Below are 11,269 nucleotides of genomic sequence, written 5' to 3'. Positions count from 1 at the left end.
CGCCGGTCTCGCGGGCCGTCACGCCGCCACTCCGCTCAACCGAACGCCCGCCGCCCGCTCCGCCGCCACCCGGAACCGGTTGATCGCCGGCTCGTGGCGGGCGCGGAGCTCCGGGTCGCGTACGCCCAGGCCCTCCGTCGGGGACAGGCACAGCACGCCCACCTTGCCGTGGTGTTGGTTGCGGTGGATCGACTCGACCGCCTCGGCCACGTTCTCGAGGGCGTACGTGCGGGACAGCGTGGGGTGGATGCGGGCCTTGGTTATCAGGCGGTTGGCCTGCCAGGCCTCTCGGTAGTTGGCGCAGTGGGAGCCGACGATGCGCTTCAGGGACATCCAGAGGTACCGGTTGTCGTACTCGTGGACATAGCCCGCCGTCGACGCGCAGGTGACGATCGTGCCGCCCTTGCGGGTGACGTAGACCGAGGCGCCGAAGGTCTCCCGGCCGGGGTGCTCGAAGACGATGTCCACGTCCTCGCCGCCGGTCAACTCCCGGATGCGGGAGCCGAACCGGCGCCATTCCTTGGGGTCCTGGGTCTGCGGGTCGCGCCAGAAGCGGTACCCCTCTGCGTTCCGGTCGATGATCAGCTCTGCGCCCAATTCCCGTGCCAGCGCGGCCTTTTCGGGCGAGGAGACGACACAGACCGGGTTCGCCCCGCCGGCCAGCGCGAGCTGGGTGGCGTACGAGCCGAGTCCGCCGACGGAGCCCCAGATCAGGACGTTGTCGCCCTGCTTCATGCCGGCCCCGTTGGGGGTGACCAGCTGCCGGTAGGCGGTGGAGTTGACGAGCCCGGGCGCCGCGGCCTCCTCCCAGGTGAGGTGCTCCGCCTTGGGCAGCAGCTGGGTGGCCTTGACCAGGGCGAAGTCGGCGAGCCCGCCGTAGTTGGTCTCGTACCCCCAGATGCGCTGCTCGGGGTCGAGCATGGGGTCGCCGTGACCCTCCGCGTCCTCCAGTTCGACGGAGACGCAGTGCGCCACGACCCGGTCGCCGATGCCCCAACGCCGCACCCCGGCACCGCACTTGACGACGACGCCGGACAGGTCGGAGCCGATGACGTGGAACGGCTGGTCGTGCCGCGCGGCGAGACCGCCGAGGCGGGCGTACCGCTCCAGGAGGGTGAAGGTCGGAACGGGCGAGAACAGCGCGCTCCACACGGTGTTGTAGTTCACGGCGCTGGCCATGACCGCCACCAGGACCTCGCCGGGGCCCGGTTCGGGTGTCGGCACCTCCTCGATGTGCACGGAGTCGGCGGGCCGCCGCTCGCGCAGCGGCACCCCCTCGAACCGCCCGACGTCCTCCTTGTGCAGCACGGCGGCCCGGAAGGAGCCGGGCACCCCCAGGGCCGCCACATCGGCCGGCACCGAGTCCGAGGACTCGATCACTTCCACCAGTTCGCGCATCACCGGGCACCGCCTTCCACGGTCTTCCACGGGCAAATAACTCAACAAAGAATGAACTCAACAGGCAAGGAGTTTTACATGAAGGCAGGGCCCCGGCAAGCCCCGTCAGGGCCGTCGGACAACCCGCCGGGCACCCGACGCCCCTTGTCCGCACATCACCCGGCATGCAAAACTCATCACCGGTTGAGTTCTCTACTCGTTGAATTTTGTTCGAGATTCAGATCCGGGCGCCCAAGGGAGAAGCCGTGACGCCGCATCAGCTCGAATCGCTGCAAGCAACCGCCATCGCCGGCATCGCCGGCATCCTGATCGCGGGCACGGCCCTCGCCCATCTGGCCCGCAAGGTGCGCCAGCCCGCCGTCATCGGCGAGATCACCGCCGGCATCCTGCTCGGCCCGAGCCTGCTCGGCCTCTTCCCCGGCGACCTGACGCACCGTCTCTTCCCGGACAACGTCCGGCCCTTACTCTCCATGGTGGCCCAACTCGGCCTGCTGCTCTTCATGTTCACGGTCGGCTGGGAGCTGGACTGGGCCTCGATGCGCCGCCGCAAGAGCTCCGTGGTCGGGGTGACCGCCGGCAGCATGCTGGCCCCGCTGCTGCTCGGCATGGGCGTCGCCGCCCTCCTCTACCACAACCACTCGGTGGTGAACGGCGAGAAGGTGCCGATGCACTCCTTCACGCTCTACCTGGGCGTCAGCATGTCGATCACCGCCTTCCCGGTGCTGGCCCGCATCCTCAAGGACAACGGCCTCAGCCGCACCGGGATAGGCGCCCTGGCCCTGACCAGCGCCGCCTTCGGGGACGTACTCGCCTGGTGCCTGCTGGCCGCGGTGGTCGCGGTGGTCACCGCGTCCGGCCCCACGGGGTTCACCGACACGCTGTGGATGTCGGCCGGTTACGGCGCCGCGATGATCGTCGTGATCCGCCCGCTGCTCGCGAAGGCCGTGGCCCGGATCGCCCGCAAGGGCACCGGCGTCCATCTCGCGACACTGGTCACCGCGGGTTTACTGCTCTCCGCGTACACCACCTCGAAGATCGGCATCCACCCCATCTTCGGCGCCTTCGCCTTCGGTCTGGTCATGCCCCGCAAGCCGCAGGTGCTGCTCGAGGAGCGGATGCTGAAGCCGTTGCAGCACGCCGGGGAGCTGATGCTGCCCGTCTACTTCATCATCACCGGCCTCTCGGTCGACGTGGCCGCGATGACGCTCACCGGCTGGGGCGAACTGGGCCTCATCCTGGCCGCCGCCGTCAGCGGCAAGATCCTCGGCGCCGGGCTGCCCGCCAAGTCGTTCGGGCTGAGCTGGCGGGAGTCGACGGGTGTCGGCGTGCTGATGAACACCCGCGGGCTGACCGAGCTGATCATCCTCGGCGTCGGCCTGAGCCTCGGGGTGCTGGACGACGCCCTGTTCACCGAGATGGTCCTGATGGCCCTGATCACCACGGCCATGACCGGCCCGCTCCTCCCCCACCTCTTCCCCTCGGTACGGATGGGCCTGGTCAGCTCGCGCCCCTCGGCCTCCGTGGTCCGCATGCCGGAGCCGGCGGACCAGGCCACCGACCTGGCCGGCTGAAGCGACGCACAGACAAGGAGATGGTCAGGTGCACCCCGTCATCAGCACGCTGTCCCGGGTCTTCGACATGCCGTCGGAGTTCATCGGCGACGAGATGCAGCTCCGTGCCGTGGCCAGCTGGGACGACCTCACCGCCGTGGAGCTCCAGGTCCATCTGGAACACGAGTTGGGCACCACCCTCGACGACCGCCTCATCGAACGCATCGAGTCCGTCGGCCAGTTGCGCGCGTTCTACGACGAACGGCTGGCCCAGCTCACCGGGGTGAAGGCCCCTCCCGACGCCTCCGCGATCGCGCCTCCGCTGCCCGGACCGGGGCTGGAGGCGACAGAGGACGCCTCCGAGGTGGTGTTCGGCGAGACCGGCATCTCCGAGGTGGACGCCGTGCGCGGCCGGCTCTCCTACCGGGGCTATCCCATCGAGGAGCTGATCGGCCGGGTGACCTTCGAGGAGGTCGTCCATCTGCTGACCCGGGGCTGGCTGCCCGACCCGGACGAGCTGGCCGGCTTCCGCGCCCGGCTCGCCGCGGCCCGCGAACTGCCCGCCATGGTCGCCACCAACCTGGTGCTCAACGCCGGGTGCAGTACCTCCTCCGTACTGCGCACCGCGGTCTCCGCGCTCGCGGTCGCGGCGGAGGCGGATGCCGATCCGGCCGCCCACATCGACCTCGGGGAGCGCATCATCGCGCGCATCCCGACCATCTTCGCGACCCAGCAGGCGGCCCGGTCGGGACGTAAACTCCCGCGCCCGGAGCCGGAGTTGTCGCACGCCGAGAACATCCTGCACATGCTGGGCCTGCCCCGCGACCCGGAGCGGGTACGGCTGGTCGACCTGTGCCTGGTGCTACAGGCCGAGCACGGCTGCAACGCCTCGGCGTTCGCCGCCCGGGTCGCGGCCGGCACCGGCGCCGACACCTTCGCCACCATGTCCGTCGCGCTGGCCACCTTCACCGGCCCGCTGCACGGCGGCGCCGCCCACCAGGTGATCGACCTGGCCCGCGAGGAGAACAACCCCAACACGGCCGCCGCCTATCTGCGCGGCCGGGTCGACCAGGTGCGCGCCGCCCGCGCCCGCCAGGTCTCCTCCGCCGAGGAGGACCCGCGGGTCCGGCCGCTGCGCGAGGCCGCCCGCAGCTTCCGCGGCGGCCCGGACCACGAGCACGTGCTGCGGGTCCTGGACGCCGTGCGGGCCGCGGCCCACCCGTCCAAGGGACCCCGCCCCTACCTCACGGTGGACTGCTACGCCGCCGCGATCTACCACATGCTCGGCATGCCCTCCGACCTGTTCGTCCCGATGTTCGCCGCCGCCCGGGTCCCCGGCTGGCTCGCGCACGTCGCCGAGCAGCGGGCCCAGCAGGGAGGCATCCATCCGCGGCTGCGCTACGTCGGCCCGCGGAACCTGCGCCTCCCCTCGCCCGACCAGAACTGACAGCGACCGCAGGCGGGAGGGCGCCCCCTTCCCCGTACCCCAGGAGAAGACGTGGAGTTCGGCTGGAACGAAGACCAACAGGCCCGCTACGAGGACGTGTTGACGGCGACCCGGGCCGCCTTCCTGGCGCCGCCCGGCGGCGGGTTCTACAGCCGCAAGGACTGGCTGCTGCTCGGCGAGATCGGCCTGCTCGGGGCCTGTCTGCCCGAGGAGTACGGCGGGCAGGGCCTCGGCGCCCTCGACACGGCCCGGGTGGTGGAGGCGGTGGGCCGCGGCTGCGCCGACACCGGGCTGGTGTTCGGCGCCGCGGCGCACACCTTCGCCTGCGCGGTGCCGATCGCCGAGTTCGGCACCCCGGAGGTACGGCGCCGGCTGCTGCCCGAGCTGGCCGCGGGCCGGCTGATCGCCGGGAACGCGATGACGGAGCCGGAGGCCGGCTCGGACTCCTCGCGGCTGTCCACGACGGCCACGCCCGTCGACGGCGGGTACCTCCTCAACGGCACCAAGAGCTTCGTGAGCAACGGTCCGGCGGCCGACGTGTACGTGACGTACGGGACCGTGAACCCGAAGGCCGGCTTCCTCGGCCTGACCGGCTTCGTCGTCGACCGCGCCGCCGAAGGGGTCGTGGTCGGACAGCCGTACGAGAAGATGGGCATGCACTCCTGCCCGGCCGGGGCCGTCACCTTCGAGGACTGCTTCGTGCCCGAGGAGCAGGTGCTCGGCGGGGCCGGCGCGGGCGCGGCGATCTTCCAGCACTCCATGGGCTGGGAGCGCGCCTGTCTGTTCGCCCTCTATCTCGGGCTCCTCGACCGGCTCCTCGAACAGTGCGTCACGCACGCCAGGGAGCGGCGTCAATTCGGGCGCCGTATAGGCGAGTTCCAGTCCGTCTCCAACCGCATCGCCGACATCAAGCTGCGCCTGGAGAGCGCCCGGCTGCTGCTCTACCGGGCCTGCTGGTCGATGGACCGGGGTGAGCCGTCCGTGCTGGAGATCGCACTGTCGAAGCTGGCCGTCTCCGAAGGGGTACTGGCCTCGGCCGCCGACGCGGTCCGCGTCTTCGGCGGGCGCGGCTATCTGCGCGAGGACGGCATCGAGGCCGCCCTGCGGGACGCGGTGCCCAGCACGATCTTCTCCGGAACCTCCGACATCCAGCGACAACTGATAGTGAAGGAGATAGGGCTGTGAGGCTCCACCGACTCGTCATCGACTCGGCCCGGCGCGCCCCGGACGCGCCGGCCGTGCGCACCTCCCAAGGGGTGCACAGCTACCGGGAACTCGACGAACTCGCCGACCGGTACGCCGCCGCCCTGCACCGGCGCGGGGTGCGGCCCGGCGACCGGGTGGTGCTGTGGACCCACAAGAGCATCGACGCCGTGGCCCTGATGCAGGGCGCGCTGCGCGTCGGCGCGGTGTACGTCCCGGTCAGCGCCAACAACCCGGCCGCGCGGGTGCGCCGTATCGCCGCGGGCTGCACCCCGGCCCTGGTGGTGGCCGACGCCGACGGCATCCGGCGCGCCGCCGACACCGACTGGCCGGGCGAACTGCCGCTGGCCGCCTTCGACGACGTACGCCGGGAGGCGCCCGCGGCGGACGCGCCCGCGGTGCACGAGAACGGGCCGGACGATCCGGCGTACATCCTCTACACCTCGGGTTCCACGGGCGAGCCCAAGGGCGTCTGCATCAGCCACCGCAACGCGCTGGCCTTCGTGGACTGGGCGGTCGCCGAGACCGGCGTCACCTCGTCCGACCGGCTCTCCAACCACGCGCCCTTCAACTTCGACCTCTCCGTCTTCGACCTCTACGCCGCCTTCAAGGCGGGCGCCTCGGTCTTCCTGATACCGGAGGGGCTCGCCTACGACCCCGCCCAGCTCGGCGCGCTGCTGCGCGAGCAGCGGATCAGCGTCTGGTACTCGGTGCCCTCGGCGCTGATCCTGATGATGCAGCGCGGCGACCTGCTGGCCGGCGATCCGCCCGAGGCGCTGCGGGTGTGCGTCTTCGCGGGCGAGCCCTTCCCGATCCAGCAGGTGCACGAACTGCGCAAGGCCTGGCCGGACGTGCGGATGTTCAACTGGTACGGGCCCACCGAGACCAACGTCTGCACGAGTTACGAGGTGACGGAGCGCGATCTCGGCTCCACCCGTGCGCTGCCGATCGGCGCACCGGCCTCCGGTGACCGCATCCGGATCCATCCGCCGCGCTCGCGCGAGGGCGAGATCGTGGTCGCGGGTCCGACGGTGATGCTCGGCTACTGGGGCCGCGAGCCGCAGCAGGGCGCCTACTTCACCGGGGACATCGGCCGGATGGGACCCGACGGGATGGTGGAGTACGTCGGCCGGCGCGACCAGATGGTGAAGGTGCGCGGCCACCGGATCGAGCTCGGCGACGTGGAGTCCGTGGTCGCCGCGCACCCGAAGGTGTCCGCGGCGGCCTGCGTGGTCGTGGGCGGCGGGCTGGACGCCAGGATCCACGCCGTGGTGGTGCCCCAGGGCCCCGGGGCGCCCGGTCTGCTGGAACTCAAGCGGGACTGCGCGGACCGGCTCCCGCTGTACATGGTGGTCGACGCGGTACACGTCGTCGACGAACTCCCGCTGACCGCCAACGGCAAGACGGACCGTCAGGAACTAGTGGAGCGGATCACTGCTGATGACTGAACAACTCCGGCCCGTCGAGAGCCTGTTGGACCAGGTGGACCTGAACACGTTCCGTTCGGTGATGGGTTCGCTGCCCACCGGGGTGAGCGTGGTCACCAGCATCACCTCCGAGGGTGAGCCGCGCGGTCTGACGTGCAGCGCGGTGTGCAGCGTCTCGGCCTCGCCGCCGCTGCTGCTGGTCTGCGTCAAGCATCCCAGCGCCACGCTCGAGGCCATCCACGAGAGCTCGGTCTTCGCGGTGAACTTCCTGTCCTCCGGGATGGCCGACGTCGCCAAGACCTTCGCCTCCCCGGTGCCCGAGCGCTTCGAGGGGGTCCCCTGGACCCAGGGCAAGCGCATCGCCGCGCCGGTGCTGCATGCCACGGTGGCCACCGCCGAGTGCATTCTGACCAGCAGCTATCTGGCGGGCGACCACCAGATCCTGGTCGGCCGGCTGGTACACGGCGACGTGAGCCCGGTGCACACGCCGCTGGCGTACTGGAGGGCTCAGTTCTCGGAGGTGACGTCCCACTCGGCCGCCTGAGCCACCCGTCCGTACGACGCCTTCGGCCTTCACCTCACAGCTGGGGGAAGGCCGACGGCGTCGTACGCGCGTGTCAGCGGCCGCCGGTACGCACCGGCAGCGCGCGCAACACACCGGCCACGTACGCGTGGAACGCCGGGTCGTCGAGCAGGAAGTGCCCGCCTGGCAGCCACTCGATCCGTACGTCGCCCGAGCCGTGGTTCTCCCAGTCGCGCAGTCCCGCGTCGTCCACCATCGGGTCGTCGGTCCCCGCGCTCACCCACAACGGGCCGGCCAACGGCGGTCCGGGCAGCGCCTCGTACGTCTCGGAGAGGGTGAAGTCGGCGCGCAGCACCGGCGTGAACAGCTCGATCAGCTCGGGCCGTTCGAAGAGCTGCGGCGGGGTGCCACCGAGCCGGCGCACGGCGTCCAGGAACGCGGGAACGGCCAGCCGGTGGATGTCCGGGAACGGCCGGCGCGCGGTGGGCCCGTTCCGCCCGACGACGAGCACGGCGGCGGGCGGCCGCCCCAACGCGGCCCAGTGCCGCCCGAGTTCGTAGGCGAAGGCGGCGCCCATGCTGTGCCCGAGCAGGACGTAACGCCCGGTGGTGTGCGGCGCTGAGCCACGGACCAGATCGTCGAGTACGTCACCGAAGTCGTCGCGCACGGGTTCGGTCATCCGGGTGCCGTGCCCGGGCAGTTCGAGCAGCACGGTACGGGCGGCGCCGGAGACGGACTCCCGCAGGCTCGCGAAGGCCCGCGCGGCGCCGCCGGCGTGCGGCAGGCAGAGCAGGGTGGGCGCGTCCGCAGGCGCGGCGGTGGCTGTGGCGGTCGGTCCGGGTGAGCTCAGGGACATGTCGGTTCTCCTTGTGATCGGGGCGTCGGCCGCGAGGTGGTGCCGGTCGGCGCCGGAGGGGTGCTGGGGCACTGTTCCGGAGGACGTCGTCGTACGAGCGGCAGCGGCGGACGGATGGGAGCTCAGGGCGGCGCGCCCAGCACCCGTACCACCCCGCCCCCACCCGCGACCGCGACCGCCGCCCTGAACTCCCTCCCGACGTCGACGAGTTGCAGCCGCCAGGTCCGCGAGGCGCCACCCGGCACCCGATGCAGTTCCACCGGCCCCCCGCGCCGCTCCCCCGGCGTCACCCAGACCGCCGTGAGGTCGCCCGCGAGGCCGCTGCCCAGTGCCTTCAGGACCGCTTCCTTGCAGGCCCAGCGGGTGAAGAGGCCGTCGTGCAGGGCCGTCGACGTCGAAGGGCCGGACCGGGCGTCGCTCTCGGGCGCAGGCCACCGTTCCGCCTCCCACGGCGAGAGGATCTGCCGGCGCAGCCCGGCCGGGTCCCGCAGTGGCCGGACGCGTTCCACGTCGACGCCCACCGGCCCGTCCCGGCTGACCGCGACCAGAGCCAGGCCCTCCGTGTGGGAGAGGCTGATCCGCAGGCCGGGGTCGCCGGAGACGTAGGGCTTGCCGAACTTCCCGGCGACAAAGGCCACTTGGGAAGCGTGCCGGCCGCCGTAGAGCGCCGTCACCGCCCGCAGCGCCGCGTGCGAGCAGGCGTACAGCACCCGCGCGCCCGGCACGATACGGCCCCAGCGCCGCCGTTCCTCCGGCGACAGCAGCCCGGCGCAGCGCCCCACGAGCGCCTCCCGCCGGGGTCCGGCGACCGGCTCGGGAATCACCCAGACATGCACTTCACCCGGCGGCGGCCCACCGGCCACGCCATACCGCGCTGCACTCATCACGCCTCCAACCTCGGGTTCATCGCGAACAGTTGGCCCCTTGACGCGGAACTCAACACTAGTAGAGTTCATCAGGAAATGACATCATCAGGCGTTGAAATCAACGAGTGTTGAGCTCTTTGCCGGCACCCGCCCCTCAACGCGTCACAAGGAGGCACGGCGTGGCCAGTGACCGCGAAGAACTGCTCACCCAGCTCACCGAGTTCATCCAGGAGCGACTGCTCTCCGAGCCCGACCCGCAGGGCCTCGCGCCGGACACTCCGCTCCTGGAGTGGGGGATTCTCACCTCGATGAACACGGCCCAGCTGCTCACCTTCATCCGGGACGACCTGGGCACCAACATCCCGCCGACCGAGCTGACCGGCACCAACTTCCAGAACCTGGACAGCATCACGGACCTGGTGCTGACCCTCCGCTGACCCGCGCCCGTACGGCCGGCAAGCGCTGTGCGGCCGCCGCGGAACACCGCCCGACACCACATCACGACAGGAGAGCACCTTGTCCGAGGCATCCGAGAACCAGGCGTCCTACGACTACGACATCGGCATCATCGGTGGCGGCCCGGCCGGTTCCACCGCCGCCTCCTACCTCGCCAAGGAGGGCCTGTCGGTGGTGGTCTTCGAGTCGGAGACCTTTCCGCGCGAGCACGTCGGCGAGTCCCTGGTGCCGGCCACCACCCCGGTGCTGATCGAGACCGGCGCGATGGAGAAGGTCGACGCCGCCGGCTTCCCCAAGAAGTACGGTGCCGCCTGGACCTCCGCGGAGGACCGGGACATCGACCACATGGGCTTCACCGGCCTGCACCACGACTTCCGCGCCGCCGAGGTGCTGTTCAGCGAGCGCGACCAGGCCGGCGTCGACCGCGACCACACCTTCCACGTGGACCGCGGCAAGTTCGACCAGATCCTGCTCCAGCACGCCGAGAGCCTGGGCGCGAAGGTCTACCACGGCGTGCGTGTCAACCGCGTCGACTTCACCGACCGCGACCGCCCGGTCATCCAGGCCAAGGTCGGCAACCAGTCGGTGGGCGTGCCGGTCCGCATGGTGATCGACGCCAGCGGCCGCCGCACGATGATGGGTTCCCAGCTCAAGGTCAAGGAGCCGGACCCGGTCTTCAACCAGTACGCGGTGCACACCTGGTTCGACGACTTCGACCGCAAGGCGCTCGCGGTCGACAAGGACCAGGCGGACTACATCTTCATCCACTTCCTCCCGCTGGAGGACACGTGGGTGTGGCAGATCCCGATCACCGACACCATCACTTCCATAGGCGTCGTGACCCAGAAGGCCCGGTTCAAGGAGGCCAAGAACGACCTGGAGACCTTCTTCTGGGACACCATCGGCAGCCGGCCGGCCCTCCAGGACGCGCTGAAGAACGCCAAGCGGGTCAAGGAGTTCAAGGCCGAGGGCGACTACAGCTACGCCCTCACCAAGATCGCCGACGACTCGCTGGTGATGATCGGCGACGCGGCCCGGTTCGTGGACCCGATCTTCTCCAGCGGCGTGAGCGTGGCGCTCAACAGCGCGCGCCTCGCCGCCGCGGACATCATCGCCGCCCACAAGGCCGGCGACTTCCGCAAGGAGCGCTTCGACGGGTACGTCGACACGCTCCGCGGCGCGGTCAACAACTGGTACGAGTTCATCTCGATCTACTACCGCCTGAACATCCTGTTCACGGCGTTCGTCCAGGACCCGCGCTACCGCCTGGACGTCCTGAAGATGCTCCAGGGCGATGTGTACGACGGTGAGCCCAAGGCCCTCGCGGCGATGCGGGACATCGTCGAGGCGGTGGAGGCCGACCCGACCCACCTCTGGCACAAGTACCTGGGCACGCTCAAGGCGCCGTCGGCCGCGGCCAAGTTCTAGCCCGCACACGGCCGTTACCGGGTGGCGCGGCGCGCACCTCGCGTCACCCGGCCCTCCCCTTCCCTCTCCTCCCCTTCTCTCTCCTCACCACGACCCGCCCGTTCGCCCGTTCGCT

At 70.9% G+C, this 11,269-nt stretch carries 10 protein-coding genes; 7 read left to right on the top strand and 3 right to left on the bottom strand.

The genetic code is table 11. The features are described from left to right. Positions 1-18 precede the first annotated feature (18 nt). A complete protein-coding gene (ccrA, locus tag ACQEWB_RS40025; RefSeq protein ID WP_432840090.1) occupies positions 19-1,398 on the bottom strand; it encodes a crotonyl-CoA carboxylase/reductase in 1,380 nt (459 codons plus the stop codon). A 245-nt stretch (positions 1,399-1,643) separates the two neighbouring features. Here ccrA and ACQEWB_RS40020 point away from each other — a divergent pair, with 245 nt between their 5' ends. Genes ACQEWB_RS40020 through ACQEWB_RS40000 form a run of 5 tightly spaced genes read left to right on the top strand, consistent with a single transcriptional unit; the run spans position 1,644 to position 7,569 of the window. Continuing rightward, positions 1,644-2,969, top strand: coding sequence for a cation:proton antiporter domain-containing protein (locus ACQEWB_RS40020; protein ID WP_432840088.1), 1,326 nt, complete (start codon positions 1,644-1,646; stop codon positions 2,967-2,969). Between the two features lie 28 nt (positions 2,970-2,997). After that, on the top strand, positions 2,998-4,395 hold the full coding sequence (locus tag ACQEWB_RS40015; RefSeq protein ID WP_432840086.1) for a citrate/2-methylcitrate synthase: 1,398 nt from the start codon (positions 2,998-3,000) through the stop codon (positions 4,393-4,395). A gap of 51 nt (positions 4,396-4,446) precedes the next feature. Beyond that, entirely contained in the window at positions 4,447-5,580 is a 1,134-nt protein-coding gene (locus ACQEWB_RS40010; protein ID WP_432840084.1) for an acyl-CoA dehydrogenase family protein, read from the top strand. Then, positions 5,577-7,046, top strand: coding sequence for an amino acid adenylation domain-containing protein (locus ACQEWB_RS40005; protein ID WP_432840082.1), 1,470 nt, complete (start codon positions 5,577-5,579; stop codon positions 7,044-7,046). The genes ACQEWB_RS40010 and ACQEWB_RS40005 overlap by 4 nt, the downstream gene beginning before the upstream one ends. Beyond that, a complete protein-coding gene (locus tag ACQEWB_RS40000) occupies positions 7,039-7,569 on the top strand; it encodes a flavin reductase family protein (protein ID WP_432840080.1) in 531 nt (176 codons plus the stop codon). Before ACQEWB_RS40005 ends, ACQEWB_RS40000 begins: the two co-directional genes overlap by 8 nt. A 73-nt stretch (positions 7,570-7,642) precedes the next feature. On the opposite strand, the gene ACQEWB_RS39995 is transcribed toward ACQEWB_RS40000, so the two are convergent. Both ACQEWB_RS39995 and ACQEWB_RS39990 read right to left on the bottom strand, forming a co-directional pair. Continuing rightward, positions 7,643-8,404 (bottom strand): thioesterase II family protein, encoded by a 762-nt coding sequence (locus tag ACQEWB_RS39995; protein ID WP_432840078.1) that lies wholly within the window; start codon positions 8,402-8,404, stop codon positions 7,643-7,645. A gap of 122 nt (positions 8,405-8,526) precedes the next feature. Continuing rightward, positions 8,527-9,288 (bottom strand): 4'-phosphopantetheinyl transferase family protein, encoded by a 762-nt coding sequence (locus ACQEWB_RS39990; protein WP_432840076.1) that lies wholly within the window; start codon positions 9,286-9,288, stop codon positions 8,527-8,529. 161 nt (positions 9,289-9,449) lie between these two features. Here ACQEWB_RS39990 and ACQEWB_RS39985 point away from each other — a divergent pair, with 161 nt between their 5' ends. After that, positions 9,450-9,707 (top strand): acyl carrier protein, encoded by a 258-nt coding sequence (locus ACQEWB_RS39985; RefSeq protein ID WP_432840074.1) that lies wholly within the window; start codon positions 9,450-9,452, stop codon positions 9,705-9,707. A gap of 79 nt (positions 9,708-9,786) precedes the next feature. After that, the gene (locus tag ACQEWB_RS39980) at positions 9,787-11,154 is read left to right on the top strand and encodes an NAD(P)/FAD-dependent oxidoreductase (RefSeq protein WP_432840072.1); all 1,368 of its coding nucleotides are present in this window, start codon (positions 9,787-9,789) and stop codon (positions 11,152-11,154) included. The last annotated feature ends 115 nt before the right edge of the window (positions 11,155-11,269 follow it).

It is taken from the genome of Streptomyces sp. CA-249302, assembly GCF_050936785.1.
Classification (GTDB): Bacteria; Actinomycetota; Actinomycetes; order Streptomycetales; family Streptomycetaceae; genus Streptomyces.
The sequence above is the reverse complement of the archived record's forward strand: the minus strand, read 5'-3'. Positions and strand labels throughout refer to the sequence as shown.